12 protein-coding genes are annotated in these 17,676 nt (G+C 37.7%); 7 read left to right on the top strand and 5 right to left on the bottom strand.

Features of this window, described 5'->3' with window-relative positions:
- The first annotated feature begins 358 nt into the window (after positions 1–358).
- On the top strand, positions 359–1,810 hold the full coding sequence (locus ACJAT0_RS01215; protein WP_415180181.1) for a glyceraldehyde-3-phosphate dehydrogenase: 1,452 nt from the start codon (positions 359–361) through the stop codon (positions 1,808–1,810).
- Between the two features lie 100 nt (positions 1,811–1,910).
- Here ACJAT0_RS01215 and ACJAT0_RS01210 read toward each other — a convergent pair whose 3' ends face one another.
- Entirely contained in the window at positions 1,911–2,552 is a 642-nt protein-coding gene (locus ACJAT0_RS01210; protein WP_415180180.1) for an SDR family oxidoreductase, read from the bottom strand.
- Between the two features lie 603 nt (positions 2,553–3,155).
- Entirely contained in the window at positions 3,156–3,485 is a 330-nt protein-coding gene (locus tag ACJAT0_RS01205; RefSeq protein ID WP_415180179.1) for a DUF3095 family protein, read from the bottom strand.
- A gap of 158 nt (positions 3,486–3,643) precedes the next feature.
- Here ACJAT0_RS01205 and ACJAT0_RS01200 point away from each other — a divergent pair, with 158 nt between their 5' ends.
- A complete protein-coding gene (locus ACJAT0_RS01200) occupies positions 3,644–5,608 on the top strand; it encodes an endonuclease (protein WP_415180178.1) in 1,965 nt (654 codons plus the stop codon).
- Between the two features lie 484 nt (positions 5,609–6,092).
- Here ACJAT0_RS01200 and ACJAT0_RS01195 read toward each other — a convergent pair whose 3' ends face one another.
- The 3 genes from ACJAT0_RS01195 to ACJAT0_RS01185 all read right to left on the bottom strand — a co-directional run bounded on the left by ACJAT0_RS01195 (position 6,093) and on the right by ACJAT0_RS01185 (position 9,326).
- Positions 6,093–7,574, bottom strand: a complete 1,482-nt coding sequence (locus ACJAT0_RS01195) for a DUF389 domain-containing protein (RefSeq protein WP_415180177.1) — start codon at positions 7,572–7,574, stop codon at positions 6,093–6,095.
- Positions 7,574–8,653, bottom strand: a complete 1,080-nt coding sequence (locus ACJAT0_RS01190) for a mannose-1-phosphate guanylyltransferase (RefSeq protein ID WP_415180176.1) — start codon at positions 8,651–8,653, stop codon at positions 7,574–7,576. Before ACJAT0_RS01190 ends, ACJAT0_RS01195 begins: the two co-directional genes overlap by 1 nt.
- Positions 8,654–8,732: 79 nt before the next feature.
- The gene (locus ACJAT0_RS01185; protein ID WP_415180175.1) at positions 8,733–9,326 is read right to left on the bottom strand and encodes a SprT-like domain-containing protein; all 594 of its coding nucleotides are present in this window, start codon (positions 9,324–9,326) and stop codon (positions 8,733–8,735) included.
- Positions 9,327–9,645: 319 nt separating this feature from the next.
- Between ACJAT0_RS01185 and ACJAT0_RS01180 the strand changes: the two genes are divergently transcribed.
- From ACJAT0_RS01180 to miaA, 5 genes are all read left to right on the top strand, one after another.
- On the top strand, positions 9,646–10,335 hold the full coding sequence (locus ACJAT0_RS01180; RefSeq protein WP_374003972.1) for a TIGR00730 family Rossman fold protein: 690 nt from the start codon (positions 9,646–9,648) through the stop codon (positions 10,333–10,335).
- Between the two features lie 131 nt (positions 10,336–10,466).
- Positions 10,467–13,292 (top strand): aminopeptidase, encoded by a 2,826-nt coding sequence (locus tag ACJAT0_RS01175; protein WP_415180174.1) that lies wholly within the window; start codon positions 10,467–10,469, stop codon positions 13,290–13,292.
- 198 nt (positions 13,293–13,490) lie between these two features.
- Positions 13,491–15,905, top strand: coding sequence for a thiamine pyrophosphate-dependent enzyme (locus tag ACJAT0_RS01170; protein ID WP_415180173.1), 2,415 nt, complete (start codon positions 13,491–13,493; stop codon positions 15,903–15,905).
- Positions 15,906–15,908: 3 nt separating this feature from the next.
- On the top strand, positions 15,909–16,772 hold the full coding sequence (locus tag ACJAT0_RS01165; protein ID WP_415180172.1) for an ion transporter: 864 nt from the start codon (positions 15,909–15,911) through the stop codon (positions 16,770–16,772).
- Positions 16,765–17,676 (top strand): tRNA (adenosine(37)-N6)-dimethylallyltransferase MiaA, encoded by a 912-nt coding sequence (gene miaA, locus ACJAT0_RS01160; RefSeq protein ID WP_415180171.1) that lies wholly within the window; start codon positions 16,765–16,767, stop codon positions 17,674–17,676. Before ACJAT0_RS01165 ends, miaA begins: the two co-directional genes overlap by 8 nt.

Below are 17,676 nucleotides of genomic sequence, written 5' to 3'. Positions count from 1 at the left end.
GTTTAAATCAGAGAATTAGGTCGCGTATAAATTTCAAAAGAGAAGGACAGGTCTTATTGTTCTATCCGTTTAAAATAACAGCATCCGTTTAAAAAGTTATCGACGCTTCAATACTTCGATACATCCTTTGCCCATATAATCCAAATACATCAGCTAAATACCTGTCTTCCTTGCCACTGCACATTTCCCTATGGGATTATTTTTGTATTCGTTATGCCGCTTTCGCGAAAGCGAGACAGTTAAAACCAAATTCTAATTCCGTAATCATAAATTAGCCATAAATAAGTTTAAATTAGAGGTACTATAACGTTATAGTATAGTTACTTTTGCAAAAATTTAAACAAACTAAACCACGTTTATGAGTAACCAGCTAGATACTTATGAAAAAGAGCTCGCTTTTCAAACAGATAGGCGACGTGCAGCTGTTGCATTTATCAAAGCCGTAAGTGATTTATGGTACGATCGTTCCATTGAATTGGTTCTTTTTAGAAACCAACTGATTGATAGAAATGTAAGTGAAATCATCAACTTGCATGAATATGCTGGCGAGTTTGTTCAAAAACCAATCTCTGTTTTTGATAGTGTTGAAATCGCCCAAGCTATCTTGCTGTTAGACTTGCCACCTTCTAAATTAGATATAGGTAAACTTACTTTTGAGTACCATCTAGAAGAAAATGAAATGCAGGACGCCATGAGTTTTGTAGTGAACAAGCTAGGTAATGCGCAAAAAACAGAAGAAATTACTCCTAAAGATGTGGTGCTTTATGGTTTTGGAAGAATAGGTAGATTGCTGGCTCGTGAGTTAATGGCTAAAGCTGGTAAAGGAAGTCAGTTGCGATTGCGCGCTATAGTTACTCGTGGCGCTATCACCGAGTCTGTTCTTGAAAAACGGGCTTCTCTTCTCGCCCAAGACAGTGTTCATGGAGATTTTTCTGGTACGGTCAGCTATAATATAGAACAAGAATCTTTGATCGTTAACGGTACGACCGTAAAAATGATTAGTGCAAATGCACCTGAAGATATAGATTATACCGCATACGGTATTAAAGATGCGCTTATTATTGACAATACTGGTGCTTTTAGAGATGATGTGGCACTGGGTCGTCATTTAAAAGCAAAAGGCGCCCATAAAGTATTGCTTACAGCACCTGGTAAAGGAATCCCTAATATTGTTCACGGCGTCAACCATTTAGAACACCATCCAGATCAAGTGGATATTTTTTCTGCTGCGAGTTGTACGACTAATGCTATTACTCCGATTCTAAAAGCTATTGAAGATAGTTTTGGTGTAACTAAAGGACATCTAGAAACTATACATGCCTATACAAATGATCAGAATTTAGTAGATAATATGCACAGCAAGTACCGGCGCGGTCGCGCTGCTGCTTTAAACATGGTCATCACAGAAACTGGTGCTGGACAAGCAGTAAGTAAAGCTTTACCCTCTTTTAAAGGTAAGCTCACCTCAAATGCCATACGGGTTCCTGTTCCTAATGGGTCTCTTGCTATTCTCAATCTAGAATTAGTAAATACCACTTCTAAAGATGCCCTTAATGCTACTTTAAAGAAATATGCCTTAGAAGGTGACCTCGTAGAGCAGATTAAATACTCTATGGATAACGAGCTAGTCTCCAGTGATATTATCGGATCAAATGCGCCATCAATTTATGATTCTCATGCTACCATCGTAAGCCCTGACGGTAAAAATGTGGTCGTTTATGTATGGTACGATAATGAATACGGTTACAGTCATCAAGTAATCCGACTGGCTAAGTATATCGCCAAAGTAAGACGTTTTACTTATTATTAGTCATAATAGTACTTTCAAATTTGACTAAAACGTGGAAAAGCCATCTCCTATTGAGATGGCTTTTTAATTGGTATCCCTTCCATTTTTGTGAGATTATTACTTATCCTATGCCCACACTGTTGTTATCAATTGCCTTACTTATTAAAATACCTTCCTTAAGAATTTCAAAAGTTTCTTTGTCAGCAATACCGTCCTTTAATACCCTTACCAGTGTTTGGGCTACGTCTGCTCTTGAAATGCTCCCTTGACTATTCAATTTATGAGCTAATTTAATGTGATTTGTAGGATTTTCATTTGTTAGAGCTCCAGGTCTAACAATAACATAATTGAGATCACTATTTTTTAGGTGCCTATCAGCATTTTGTTTGGCCTCCAGATATTCTTGCAAGTCGTCACTTTGCTTTGGTTGGTCGGTACCCATAGAGCTCAACATTATAAATTTCTTCACTTTATTAAATTGTGACGCATCAATTAACTTTTTTGCTCCTTCTTGATCTATTTCTACCACATTTTTACCGCCAGAGCCTGCCGCAAAAATTACTTTATCCATACCCTTACAGGTATGTTTGATATCTTCTGATACATCTCCTAGGACCCAGTTTACATTTTGAGCTTCAAATGATACCTTCTGATCTTCTTTACGAATCATCGCAAAAGGTTCAAAATAGGGTGACTCTTTTAATAAATCGACAATATGTTTTCCTGTGGCGCCTGTTGCACCTGCTACTAATACTTTTTCCATTTTAATAATTTACAACAAACCAGTCAAATGCCAGCCAATAGAAGTTTCTTTAACCCTAGTTTATGCTGCTATTAACGTAATATTCTTCTTTCTTTTGTTTTTATTTAACGGTATCCAACTCCAACAATCAAGAGAATTAACTCCTGTTTAGATCTTAATCTATTAGAATCAACTAGATGCAAGTAGCACCATATGTCATTCCTAGTTCTTAACATTTGAATCCATCTTGATTTTATAGATTACCCTTAGCACTATGCAACATTTAACGTCTATCCGTAAGTCAGACTAACTGGTTTTATAGGAGCAACTGTTAAAAAGAAGTGTCCGGCTAAAGACAAAAGATCGCTTACTGAAACAAGCAGTAAAAATCCTTGAAAGAGTAAAGACTTGATCGTAATTGAGGTATAGAAATCTAAATAAGCAGGTTCTTTATAACTATTTTAAAACATGATTTGCGGTGCCAGACAGGAGAAAAAAAAAGTATTGCTGCCATTTGAAGTGCATCCCTTAAAATTATAGGCATGGCGTGCAGTTTATTACTTTTATATTTTAAGATACGAAGGCTAGCTCCTTCTCGAATCATATCACTTACTTTACAATGACCTACCCTATAAAAAAATCAAAAAAAATAGAGCAACGCTCTTGATGCAATTGTAAGGCAAAGAGACATTCTTTTAAAATAACGTCTGAAACTATTAATGTCGCGCCATCACCACCGAAAAAAGGAATCTCCATTCCCTTAGCACAAGAGATATGGAGACAGACCACTATACTTGCGGGTGCCGCTAGATTAACGACTTGTTGTTTGCCTTCTTTTATAGCTTGAGTGGAATTCTTTACGTCTGTTACAATAATATTCCAAGATTTAGGAACTTGAGTAAATGTCTCTTGATCTGACACAAGATCGTAAAGAACTCTGTGATGTACCTGCAATTGTGCTACAGGGAACTGTCTTTAGAATACCTATTCAAATTAACATTTTTAATGGATAGCAATTAGGAGGAATTGCCTAAACCACTTCCATCATTTACCGCTTCTTTCTATTAAAAACCTAATAGAAGTATTACTTTCACAAAAAAATTCCCCTCATTATGCAAAAGATATGGTTTCTAATTTGTGTTATTTTCGCTTTAGTGAAAGCAGAATCACAAGTAGTCATTAACGAGCTAGATACAGATACACCTAGTACAGACGACATGGAATTTGTAGAACTCAAATCTGACACACCATTCTACTCCTTAAACGGTTATGTGTTGGTCTTTTTCAATGGTTCTTCCAGCACAAATACTGGAATGGGACGTAGTTATTATGTCAGAGATCTGGACGGTCTAACTACAGATGTTAATGGATTAGCCGTTTTAGGCAGTTCCCTGGTTTCTCCAGTTCCAGACCAGTTACTAGCCGAAAGTAATATTCAAAACGGTGCAGATGCCGTTGCTATTTATAGAGGTAGTGATACAGACTGGCCGGATAGAACTTTTGCTACTCAAACAGACTTAGTAAGCGCTTTAATTTATGATACAGATGATGCCGATAACGCAGCTTTAATGACATTATTAGGAATTAATGTACAGTACAACGAAGATGAAAACAACAATAAACTCACGGAGTCTATCCAACGCAAAGCAGACGGCACTTACGAAACAAAAGCTCCTACCCCACATTCCTTAAACAACACGGCTACACCTACTTACAACGGAGTAAGTTTTACAGCAAGCAGATCAGAACTTACAGAACCAGACACATTTGATATCACCTTCACACTTACGCAAGCTCCAACAGTAGATTTTACCCTTGATTTTACCCTTGATAATTTCGGATTTGACACGGCAGATTACACAGGCGCCAGCTCATTTACCATACTGGCTGGGCAGACCAGCACCCTTTTATCCTTTGCCATTCTTGATGATGCGATTGATGAAGGTGACGAATCTTTAACGATTGATATGGATAACGATTTGCCTGTAGGATTTAAAAGGTTGTATGACCGCACAGCGATTTTTGTAATCGATAACGACTTTCAGGTTGCTGGATATGGCACGCCACTCGCCCCTACTTATGGAAATGTAACCAGCACGGCGGCGGCTACCTATTACAGTTCTCTGGACAATCTAGCTTCTCCACAATTGGAGCAGGCGGTTACAGCATTAATTGCTGAAGAAAATGTAGTGCGCATCCATACCTATGACGATGTATCTAACATTTTAAAAATAGCAGACGCCTCGCCCTTGAACTCCAACAATGTCTGGTTGATGTATACGGAACAAGAACGCAGAGTGATCGATTTTCAAACCAGCAGTAACAGTACAGGAAAATGGAATAGGGAACACATCTGGTCGCGCTCGAGAGGTCGTTTTGATTCTATTGAGTACGATGGGATTGGTGATGGGATGTCGATATGGACAGAAACAAATGCAGATAGCTTGCGCCATGGCAATAGCGATGCGCATCATTTAAGAGCGGTAGATGGACCAGAAAACAGTTCGCGAGGAAACAATGATTTTCCAGAATACAACGGACCTGCTGGATCTCAAGGCAGCTGGCACGGAGATGTAGCTCGTGCTTTGTTCTATATGGATCACAGATTCAATAACCTAACTCTTGTAAACGGTAATCCAGCAAATACGACTGTCGGTCAACTGGGTGACCTAGCTACTTTGATCCAATGGCACAGAAATGATCCACCAGATGATTTTGAAATGAACCGCAATAATGTTATTTACACCTGGCAAATCAACAGAAATCCATTTATCGATCATCCAGAATTAGCCGAATATATCTATGGCAACCTCGTAGGGCAAAGTTTTACCCTGTCTCAAGGAACAGAAGAACTATCCCAAATCATTTTGAGTCCTAATCCTTCCACAAATTTCTTGAAGATTGATAATGTCCGTAATCCAGTAGAAGTAGTCATTTATGATGCTTTTGGAAGAATAACACTTACGCAAAAACTCACACAAAATACAAGCCTCAACCACCATTTAGCCTCTGGAATGTACTTGGTACACCTTAAAGAAGGAAATCAAACTCGAGTGGAAAAGTTGATGGTGCGCTAGATCGTCATTTTATAGCAGCATTTTATTTTGAAATTTTTAGAGCGATTTTATTTTTCAAGAAAAGGACACTATCGGTATTATAGAGTCCTACACCGCACTAGAAATAATTGTTGGCACTAGATGCAAACGAACTCTAAAAGGTAAAACTCTTTGATTAATGATCTTGTTAGTGCTCGTTACAGTCGAACGCTAACCGTGGAAATGAGTATGCTTATATATTTAGTACAGTCTCCCTCCACCCATTCCGAATCCTAGTGCACAACTAGTAAACCTTTCTAATCTATTAAAAATAAACATCTATGTTTCAAACTTTTTGATAATTTTCGGAGCCCCTTGATTAAGGATCGTATGAGCTGTCATTGCAACCGCACACTAAGTTTGCAAATAAATATACTTATAAAATTAGCCTCATTTGAGTTACTTTTGAGTACCACCTCACCCCAATTCCAAAACCCATTAAAACTATAGCTTTCCAAACAATTACCTATTGATCTGTTCCCGATTTTAACTTGACAGAATCCACAGGTGTGGTGACACTACTTGCTATTTCATTGATCTTTATTTTATCAGATTGCAGTCGGTAGCCTAGCCACTCTGCCATGCGATTTTTAGAGGTCCATCTATCCTTTATGGATAATGATGCATCCTTAAAAACAACGGTATAAACCAGTGTGGTATCTTTTTTCTTTTTATCAAAATCTATATTTATAGATTTTGCAAAACTGATCTTAGAAAATTCTGGGTAATTAACTCGTATTTCTTCACTAATCGCATCTAACGTAGCGTTCTCATTGCTTAAACGAGTGATCTCACCTTCGAGTGCAGCAATACGCACATCTTTATTTTGGATTTGCTTCATTTGACCAATGAGTTCTTCTTGCACTAACTCTACATTACCATTAGTATCTGTAGGCATTTTTGATCCTTGGAAGAATTCAACCGTACAACCTTCCAAATCTGGTATTTTGTAAAATTTACTCTCCCAATCTTCAATCGTCGGTTGCGGTACAATTTCTCCAAACATGACTATATCCAGTTTGTTTGTTTCTTTATCCCACTCCATAGTAGGCCTCATCCCTACATAACCTATCTTATTTTTAAAATATGTATCAACTGCAATTTGCTTTGCTTGGATCGAATACAATTGCCAAAAAAAGAAAATAGAAGGCAGTAACACAAGTGTTCCTATCGCCGTAGCCCATCTAGAAACACGTTTCCTTTTTGCCTGATTGGCGTATTTTACCATTGGAAACTTGAGCAACTTACAAACTACGAAGGTGGATAAAGCAATAAAAACTGCGTTGATACAGAAAAGATAAACGGCACCACCAAAATACGCCCACTGTCCCGTGGCAATACCCCAACCAGCGGTACAGAGTGGCGGCATTAAAGCCGTAGCAATAGCTACACCTGCAATCGCGTTAGAAATGGTACCCTTTTTAGCTTTGGCAACGATAAGTGCCAGTCCGCCAAATATAGCAATGAGCACATCAAAAGTCGTGGGAAAGGTTCTTGCAAGTAGCTCGCCTGTTGGTTCTTTAAAAGGAGAGATAAAAAAGTAAAGCGTTGCTGTAAGAAGAGACAATCCGACCATGACCCCTAGATTTGTTAATGAGCGGCGCAACATGGTAGCATCATTAATCGCAGTACCTAATCCCATGCCTACTATAGGTCCCAAAAGTGGAGAGATCAACATCGCTCCTATCACGACTGCGGTAGAATCTGCATTTAAACCTACGGAAGCCACAAAAACGGAAAATATAAGAATCCACGCATTGTGACCTTGAAAAGAGATGTCTTTTCTAACGGCTTCAATAGTCTCATCACGATCAGAATCTGCTCTTATGTCTAATAAATCATTCAAAAATGCCATGATATTTTCCCAAATACCTGTGATGCGCTGTTGGTTTGCATCCAGATTATTATCTGCTGGAAACTGCTTTTTTTGTTGTTCTTGTGGCTCCATTATCCTATTTCTTTACCATATGCATCCATGGCCGCATTGCGTATTTCTTTAATTTCCTGTTCGGCGGTTTTAGGAATAATCATCAATACATCCTCTTGATCTATAATGATATAATCTTCCATTCCCTGTAAAATCACTTTTTTCCCTGGGGCAGTTCGCACCATATTCCCTTTAGAATTTATCGCGGTAACACTAGCATTTATAACAGCGTTTGCGTCCTCATTTTTATCGAGTTTATCGTACAAAGAACCCCACGTTCCTAAATCGTTCCAAGAGAATCTTGCCGGCAGTACAAAAACGGCATCACTTTTTTCCATGATCGCATAATCAACCGATATATTCTCTGCTTTGGAGTAATTTTCTTCGAGCCATTGGGTTTCTAAAGGAGTATTAAAAACTGATAAACCATTTTTAAATAGGGAAGTTAACTGAGGTTGAGATTTCGCGAAAGCCGACACCACACCCGCTACATTCCATATAAAAATACCTGCGTTCCATACAAAATTACCAGCTGAAATAAACTGCTGCGCCGTTTTTAAATCAGGCTTTTCTCTAAATTGAGATACCTTTTTGATCTGGTTATCTTCCTGAGTATACTCTATATATCCAAAACCAGTATTAGGAGAGGTAGGCTGAATACCTAGGGTCATTAAAGCTTGTGTATGCACTGCACAAAATTGAAAAGCAGTAGCAAGATCTTCATTGAAAATATCCTCTTCGGCAATATAATGATCGCTAGGAGCTACCATCATGCTTGCTTCTGGATTCATTTTTTGAATCTTTAAAGCTGCCAGTAAAATACAAGGTGCTGTGTTGCGCATAGCAGGCTCTGCAACAATATTTCCAAAATCCATTTCTGGAAGTTGCTCTTTAACGAGATTTACATAAGCATCGTTAGTAAGCACCAAAATCTGTCGCGACGGTATTTGCTGTTGCAATCGATCAAAAGTCATCTGCAATAGAGACTTGCCCATTCCTAACATGTCGTGAAACTGCTTGGGAAAGGATTGTTTACTCACGGGCCAAAATCTAGAACCTACTCCGCCAGCCATTATTACTGCGTACTTATTATTACTCATATCGTTTTTAATTTTATGCTGCCCCTTACGACCTGCATCTTGTGAAGTAAATGCTCCTTTTTTATTTTCATTAGATTTACTACATCAAAGGTGTTACCTGAGCATTAGGTTGAAAAAGATATACTTTTCCAGTATGTATTTCAACACATTTATAACGCTTGCGCAATTTTTCTGCTTTTTGAAATTTCCTTCCGTTAGGTCCTAAAAATATACTGCCCTGCACCAATTCAAAGATATAGCTTTTATCACTTTCTGGATCGTATGATTTTAGAGCAACACTCATCATAGCATCCGTATCACTGCTGGCCTTTGGGTTTTTAAAATGTCGGGCAAGAACTGGCAATAAATCCATAGGAAAAATATCTGGACGTAAAAAGGGCAACATCAGCTGTTGAAACGTATGTTTCCACTCTACTCCGTGTGGTTTTATAGCACTTCCATATTTCTTAAAGGCCACTAGATGTGCTATTTCATGAACTAAAGTAATCGTAAAGCGATAGGCATTAAGATTTGCATTGATGGTAATTCCATGAGAACCGTCAGGGTTTTTTCGGTAATCACCATGTCTGGTCCTGCGCTCATCTACTATTTTAAGATGTACCTGATTTTGCTCAATTAATGCAGTTAATGGAGCAACGGCAAATTGTGGTAGATATTTATTTAAAACACTCATACAGACTTCCTGAATTTAAAGAATTGCGATATTAAAAATTATTAGCTTAAAACCTCCGTTTTACTCTTTTAAATATGACTAAAATAACACATAAAAGCAATATTTATACGCGCTAAGTGATTATGTTTGTAACAGGTACCAGCCATTTGATTCTATAATAAAAAAAGGAAAAGCTTTTCTTTGAACGAAGCTTAAATCGGTACTACACAAGTGAAATAAAAGATAATTTTTATGATGTGAAAATCAAATGATATCTGGTATAACTACATCTGTAAGCAGATGGTTTCATAAAATTACCCCTTAAATTAAAAGTGCAAAAATGAGAAAAGAAGTAGGAGAAAAAGGTTGGAATGATTTAAAAACTAACGATAGTTGGGCAACCTTTAAAATTTTATCTGAGTTCGTAATGGGATTTGAGCGCATGAGTCGCATAGGTCCCTGTGTTTCTATATTCGGTAGTGCCCGATTAAAGCCAGATAATGAATATTATAAACTAGCTACAGAAATCGCTGAAAAAATCGTTGCAAACGGTTATGGTGTTATTACTGGCGGTGGGCCTGGGATTATGGAAGCTGGTAATAAAGGCGCACATCTGGCTGGTGGTACCTCTGTTGGATTAAATATAGCGTTGCCGTTTGAGCAACATGATAATCCCTATATTGATAATGATAAGAGTCTAGACTTTGATTACTTTTTTATTCGTAAAGTGATGTTTGTTAAGTATTCTCAAGGTTTTGTGGTCATGCCGGGTGGTTTTGGAACGCTGGATGAATTATTTGAAGCAATTACATTGATACAAACTAACAAAATTGGTAAATTTCCTATCATACTTGTAGGGACAAAATTTTGGAGTGGATTGATAGACTGGATAAAAAGCACATTAGATCAAGAGTTTCATACGGTGAGCTCCGGGGATATTGATTTATTACACCTAGTGGACACCAGCGATGAAGCAGTAGCTATTATCAATGAATTTTATGAAAAGTATAGTTTGAGTCCTAATTTTTAGATATTCAAAATACTATAATGCTTTAGTACCTGTTATACTCATGCTGTTCTTGCTTGGTTTGCATTTGATGAAACATACACCTTAAAGTATCACCATTCATCTAACCTCTCAAAAGCACATCCTATAGTTATATGATTAAAACGCTCACCCTTATTTTACTTTTGTTTACTGGCGCTATACGAGCACAGCATAAAACACAAATTACCGCCACATTAGACAGCGATAAGGACCTTCTTAGCATATATCAAAAACTAGAGATATATAACGATAGTGATATCTCTTGGGATTATATCGTATTACTCGACTGGGCAAATGCCTTTTCTTCTAACCAAACTCCTCTGGCAGCAAGATTTGCAGAGGATTTTAAAAACAATTTCCAGTTTTCAGCAGAGGAAGACAGAGGCAGGACCTCCTTTAATCCAGACCATTCTTTACGTCAAAAATACCGCATAGAACGTATTCCAGGACAGCAGGATATTATAAAACTTTATTTTGATACCCCTTTAAGTCCGGGCGATACGCGTCCTGTTGATTTAGATTATACCGTAAAAATACCTAAAGATGATTTTACTGGATATGGTAAAAACAGTCTAGGAGACTATGCATTAAAGTACTGGTATTTGCATCCCGCACCTTTTATTGACGGGAAATGGGACTATTATTCTCATAAAGATCTGGATGATTTTTACGGTGCACCCATGGATTTTTCAATTTCCTTTCATTTGCCTGTTACCCACAGAGCTATAAGTAACATCACTAAAACATTAGAAACTATTCAAAATGACCGTGCCAGTTATCTGTTCAAAAGTGATAACAGGTATGAAGCAGTTTTCTATATTCTCAAAAATACAGACCTCTTTAAGACCTATAGCGTTCCTGGAATAAATATCACCACAGATATTCACGATGAAGATGTTGCCTCAGAGATAAAAGTTATTTTTAATGATAGAATTGCTAGCTTTTTACAAGATCGATTGGGTACATACCCACAAGAGGACCTATTTGTGTCTGATCGTTATTACCGAGAAAACCCCGTTTATGGATTGAGTTCTTTACCTAGTTTTATAAATCCCTTTCCCGCTGGATTTACCTATGAAATAAAAATGTTGAAGACGCTATCTCGCAAATGGGTCGAGCGAGGTATTCATGTGCATCCTAGAAAGGAAGCCTGGATCCAGCAATCCATCATGGTCTATCTGATGATGGAATACCAACAATTATACTATCCCGATCTTAAAATAGTAGGTGAATTAAGTGAATTTTGGGGCTTGCGAAATTTTAATGTGGCACAACTGAAGTTCAATGATGTTTATCCATTGCTGTATTTAAATAGTGCCCGACTCAACTTAGACGAAGCTATAAATACGCCTGCAGACCAACTTGTAAAGTACAACCAGCAACTAGGAATTCCGTATAAAGCAGCTGTAGGATTAAACTTCCTAAACGACTACTTAGGAGATGATAGCCTAGAGAAATCTATCAGAGAATTTTATTCAGAAAACAAGTATACAAGAACAAACGCATCCGTTTTTAGAAAAACTTTAGATAAAAATGCGCTTAAAGACATCAATTGGTTTTTTGAGGATTACATCACCACTCATAAAAGGCTGGACTGGAAGATTAATCAAGTTAAAAAAACAGCCGATTCTGTTTTCTTTAGAGTGAAAAATAAATCAAAACTTAAAATTCCAGTACCCGTTTATTTACTGTATAAAGACAGTATTATTACCAAGCAATGGATAGAGGGAATCAAGGAGGATAGTGTGATCTCGCTTCCGCGAAAGCGTGCTAATAGAGTAGCCGTAAACTATGAAGAACTGATCGCAGAATTCAACCCGAGGGATAATTTTAAAACTTTAAAAGGATTTCCTTCCTTAAACAGACCGTTAGAGTTTAGGTTATTCAAGGATGTAGAAGATCCAGAAAGATCACAAGTTTTTTTAATGCCTGATATCGAATTCAATATCTATGACGGTCTGACACTGGGGACACGTTTTTATAACGGAAACTTACTTCCTAAACCATTTCGGTACAGCATTAAACCCGGCTATGGAACTAATTCTGATCAACTGGTAGGCTCCATAAGTCTTGGATATGTACATCCTATGCAGGACCGAGAAGAAAGGTTGTATGAAGTAAAATACGGTGTAAGTGCCAATACATTTTCTTATGCTGATGATCTGTTGTACAGGCGCGCAAGTAGCTGGTTACAGTTCAATTACCGACCTAAGGACCTGCGCAGTAATAAAATGCAGAGCCTCAGTTTTAGAAATGTATATGTAGATCGAGATAGGGATCCAATGAACCCGATCGACGAACCTGATTATAATGTGTTCGCCATCAGCTATTCTCAGTCTGACAATAACTTGGATCGCCTTTTTAATTATAGCGTGGGAACAGAGGTATCTAGTGGATTTACTAAAGCAACTTATAGATTGAGGTGGCGTAAATTATTTAAAGACAATAGACAACTAGATTTCAGGGTTTTTGGAGGTGCGTTTTTAACTAATAACTCTCAAGCTAGTGGTGATTTTTTCTCTTTTGCCTTAGATCGTCCTACTGATTATTTATTTGATTATACGTATTACGGCAGATCTGAAGCCAGCGGTTTGTTCTCTCAGCAACTTATCGTTGCAGAAGGTGGTTTTAAGTCTCAACTAGAACCTGCATTTGCAAATCAATGGATGACCACGGTAAATGCTTCTTACAGCATTTGGAATTATATTCATGCCTATGGAGATGTCGGTTTTGTAAAAAATAGAGGTCAGAGCGCAAAATTTGTCTACGATTCTGGCATTAGGTTGAATCTCTTACAAGACTTTTTTGAACTGTATTTCCCTATCTACAGCACTAATGGATGGGAAATAGCAGAAGATAACTACGATGAAAAAATACGTTTTATAGTTACTCTAGATATAAATACTTTTGTAAAACTTTTTACACGTCGCTGGTACTGATGTATGGTTGAATCTCAAATAGCATATAGCCCATCGCCGACTTCCAAGCTGCCTTAAACAAAAGCCATGGCATAGCAATAGGGATGTAGAACCAGGAATGATACATTGGATTACCCCTACATTTTAGCTTAACCGAACGCTGTTTTACCGTTGGAATTAGCACCTTAAAAACGTACCTTTGCGTAAAGACGAAAAACAATGCAAAACACAGTTAAAGAGCCACAAAAACTTGCTAGAGAAGACTTTAAAGAAGAACTTTTTAATGATTATAAGATCGCTGTAACCAGTAGAGAATGTAGTTTACTAGGGCGTCGTGAGGTTCTTACTGGAAAAGCAAAGTTTGGAATCTTCGGAGATGGTAAAGAATTACCACAACTAGCATGGGCAAGATCTTTTGAAAATGGTGATTTTAGAAGCGGCTATTATCGCGATCAAACCTTTATGATGGCAATTGGTGAACTCACTATCCAACAATTTTTTGCAGGTCTTTATGCAACTACTGATATTAATGACGAACCTATGAGTGCTGGACGTCAGATGGGTGGACATTTTGCGACGCACAGTTTAAATGAAGACGGGAGTTGGAAAAGACTTGTCGATCAAAAAAATTCTAGTGCCGACATATCTCCTACCGCTGGACAAATGCCTAGACTTTTAGGTCTTGCACAAGCATCAAAAGTATATAGGCACAACGCTTTACTACATCCAGATAACGGCTTTTCTAATAAAGGGAATGAAGTGGCATGGGGAACAATAGGTAATGCGAGTACAAGTGAAGGACATTTCTGGGAGACTTTTAATGCCGCTGGAGTTCTTCAAGTACCTATGGTAATAAGCGTCTGGGATGATGACTACGGAATTTCTGTGCATGCTAAACATCAGACTACAAAAGAAAGTATCAGTAAAATACAAGCTGGTTTTCAAAGAGATGAGGAACATAAAGGTTATGAAATCATGACCGTAAAAGGCTGGGATTATGTTTCTCTGATAGAAACTTATGAAAAAGCTAGTAAAATTTCTAGAGAAGAACATGTACCAATCTTAATTCATGTTCAAGAGCTTACACAACCACAAGGTCACAGTACAAGCGGATCTCATGAACGGTATAAGGACGAAGACCGTCTTGCATGGGAACGTGAGTACGACTGTAATGTTCAGTTTAGAAAATGGTTGCTCGATAAGGATTTTGCTACAGAAGCTGAGCTTTCTGAAATAGAAAAATCCATTAAAAAAGAAGTTAGAGAAGGTAAAAAAGCTGCGTGGAATGCTTATTTAAACCCCATACTTGAAGAACGTGATGAAGCTGTTTCATTAATTAATGCAGTAGCCGCTATTTCTGAGAATGAAGTTTTTATAAAGCCTCTAGCTGCAAAACTTCAAGAAGAAAAAGAGCCTTACCGCAAGGACTTTTTTGAAGCGGTTAGAAAAACCCTAAGGTTGACCCTTAAGGAAAGTAATGATGCCATTACATATTTGAACAAATGGCTCGTGAAAAATAAACAACTAAATCAAACAAAATTTAGTAGCTCCCTATACAGTGAGTCTAAATATGCTGCCATAAATATTAAAGCGGTGCCTCCTATTTATAATGAAACAAGCGAGGAAGTGGATGCTAGAGTGGTGATGAGGGATAACTTTGACGCTTTATTTGCTGCGCATCCAGAAGTAATGATTTTTGGAGAAGATGCTGGAAAGATAGGTGATGTAAATCAAGGTTTGGAAGGTATGCAAGACAAATATGGAGAGCTTAGAGTTTCTGACACAGGAATTAGAGAAGCTACCATTTTAGGTCAAGGAATAGGTCTTGCTATGAGAGGTTTGCGACCTATTGCAGAAATTCAGTACCTAGATTATTTACTGTATTGTTTACAATTAATGAGTGATGATCTTGCTACCGTACAATACCGTACAGCAGGAAAACAAAAAGCTCCAGTAATTATAAGAACAAGAGGTCACCGACTAGAAGGTATATGGCACAGTGGCTCGCAAATGGGAGGAATCATTAATCTAGTGCGAGGAATTCATGTTCTTGTACCTAGAAATATGACTCAAGCCGCTGGGTTTTACAATACACTCCTAGCCAGTGATGAGCCAGCTCTAATTGTAGAATGCTTAAATGGTTACCGATTAAAAGAAAAGTTACCAACTAATCTAGGAGAATTTAGAACCGCGTTAGGTAAAGTAGAAACGTTGCGAGAAGGAAAGGATATCACCTTAGTTTCCTACGGTTCTACCCTAAGACTTGTAGATCAAGCAGCCACAGAATTAGAAAGAGTCGGAATAGACGTGGAGATCATAGACGTGCAGTCTCTTTTACCATTTGACCTACATCATGAAATCCTACAAAGTGTTAAGAAAACTAGCAGGCTATTAGTTATTGATGAAGACGTACCTGGAGGAGCTAGTGCTTATATCATGCAACAAGTCGTGGACACTCAAAACGCATGGCCACATTTAGACAGCAAACCTCAATGTCTAGCAGCTCAACCTCACCGACCAGCTTATGGCACTGATGGAGATTATTTTTCAAAACCTAGTATAGATGATATATTTGATAAGGTTTATGAAATAATGCACGAAGTAAATCCGTCAAAATTTCCTAAGCACAATTAATACATGAGTAAAGAGGATAAGCATATTTCAAGTAAATGGAGGCGCAAAATTCATGAAGTGATTTATGAAGCAGACACGCCTGCTGGTAAATTATTTGATATCTCACTTCTTTTTGTCATCATTATAAGCCTTGTTCTAGTGATGATAGAAAGTGTACCTGATTTGGGAAGCAAGTATGCTGATGAGTTTCTAATCGCAGAATGGATTATTACCATATTCTTTACCATAGAATACATCCTGAGAATTATATCGATTAACAAACCGACTAAATATATTTTTAGTTTTTATGGTATCATTGATTTGTTATCTACCATACCGTTATATCTCACCTTTTTCTTTGGCGGACTCAATGCGTTACTTGCGGTAAGGTCTTTAAGATTGCTTAGGGTCTTTAGAATTTTAAAGGTAACCAGATATATAGGGGAAGCAGATAAGTTAAGTAAAGCCATCAGATCTAGCGGTCCTAAGATTGCTGTTTTTCTATTTGCCGTATTGGTAGTTTCCATTATTTTTGGCACCTTAATGTACCTGATAGAAGGCCCAGAACACGGTTTTGACAGTATCCCTAAATCTATTTATTGGTGTATTGTAACTTTAACTACAGTGGGCTTCGGAGATATTGCTCCGGAGACCGCTTTAGGTCAACTTCTCGCTACTATTATTATGATCTTAGGTTATGGAATCATAGCGGTTCCTACCGGCATAGTTAGTGCAGAATATACACAAAGCAAAAATAAAGACAAGACACTTGAGAGTACCCCTAACTCTAGTCAAGTAAATACTCAGACCTGTCAAAATTGCCATTCCAATAAACACCAAGATGGTTCTAAATTTTGTCATACCTGCGGAAATTCATTAGATGAATAAGAAGACACTGTTATGTATTGTAGGTCCTACAGGAATAGGAAAGACTGCTTTAAGTATTGCTTTTGCAAAAGCGTATCAGACTTCCATCATTTCTTCAGATTCTAGACAATTTTATAAGGAAATGACCATAGGAACAGCTGTTCCCGAAAAGGAAGAACTAGAGGCCGCCCCACATTATTTTATTCAAGATAGAAGCATTCATGAGGATTATTCTGTGGGAGATTTTGAGCGCGATGTCATGAAGATATTACCTGTGCTTTTCGAAAACAACGACCTTGTAATCATGGTAGGTGGAAGTGCCCTTTATGAAAAGGCGGTTACTTATGGTCTGGATGACCTTCCTGTCGTGCCGACAGACATTCAAGAAGAATTAAAATCAGCATTGAAAATCAATGGGCTTATTTGGCTTCAAAAAGAGCTTAAAAAAAATGACCCTGCCTATTTTGAAACGGTAGATATATGTAACTCACATCGATTACTTAGAGCGATAGGCATCTTTCGCGCAAGCGGTAAAAAAATGAATGAACTCAGGAGTGGTATAGCTCAGAGTAGGAATTTTAAAATTATTAAAATAGGACTCGAGGCAGATCGTGACGATCTTTACGATCGCATTAATAAGCGCGTGGACTTGATGCTCGCGAGAGGTCTTGAAGAAGAGGTGCAGCTACTTAACGACCACAAAACACTTAATGCTTTACAGACCGTTGGTTACAAGGAGTTTTTTGAATATTTCACAGGAGTTTACGATTATAATGAAGCGGTAAGATTAATAAAAAGAAACACACGTCGTTTTGCAAAAAGACAGCTTACTTGGTATAGAAAAGATAAAAATGTGACATGGTTCCACTACAAAACTCGCCATACAGAAATAGTACAGCGAGTAAGTGAAAATCTTATGGAATAA

This window comes from Nonlabens sp., assembly GCF_047636915.1.
Taxonomy (GTDB): Bacteria; Bacteroidota; Bacteroidia; order Flavobacteriales; family Flavobacteriaceae; genus Nonlabens.
The sequence above is the reverse complement of the archived record's forward strand: the minus strand, read 5'-3'. Positions and strand labels throughout refer to the sequence as shown.

Coding starts and splice junctions, on each gene's coding strand:
- ACJAT0_RS01215 (WP_415180181.1), top strand. CDS start 359: ATGAGTAACCAGCTAGATACTTATGAAAAAGAGCTCGCTTTTCAAACA.
- ACJAT0_RS01210 (WP_415180180.1), bottom strand. CDS start 2,552: ATGGAAAAAGTATTAGTAGCAGGTGCAACAGGCGCCACAGGAAAACAT.
- ACJAT0_RS01200 (WP_415180178.1), top strand. CDS start 3,644: ATGCAAAAGATATGGTTTCTAATTTGTGTTATTTTCGCTTTAGTGAAA.
- ACJAT0_RS01195 (WP_415180177.1), bottom strand. CDS start 7,574: ATGGAGCCACAAGAACAACAAAAAAAGCAGTTTCCAGCAGATAATAAT.
- ACJAT0_RS01190 (WP_415180176.1), bottom strand. CDS start 8,653: ATGAGTAATAATAAGTACGCAGTAATAATGGCTGGCGGAGTAGGTTCT.
- ACJAT0_RS01185 (WP_415180175.1), bottom strand. CDS start 9,326: ATGAGTGTTTTAAATAAATATCTACCACAATTTGCCGTTGCTCCATTA.
- ACJAT0_RS01180 (WP_374003972.1), top strand. CDS start 9,646: ATGAGAAAAGAAGTAGGAGAAAAAGGTTGGAATGATTTAAAAACTAAC.
- ACJAT0_RS01175 (WP_415180174.1), top strand. CDS start 10,467: ATGATTAAAACGCTCACCCTTATTTTACTTTTGTTTACTGGCGCTATA.
- ACJAT0_RS01170 (WP_415180173.1), top strand. CDS start 13,491: ATGCAAAACACAGTTAAAGAGCCACAAAAACTTGCTAGAGAAGACTTT.
- ACJAT0_RS01165 (WP_415180172.1), top strand. CDS start 15,909: ATGAGTAAAGAGGATAAGCATATTTCAAGTAAATGGAGGCGCAAAATT.
- miaA (WP_415180171.1), top strand. CDS start 16,765: ATGAATAAGAAGACACTGTTATGTATTGTAGGTCCTACAGGAATAGGA.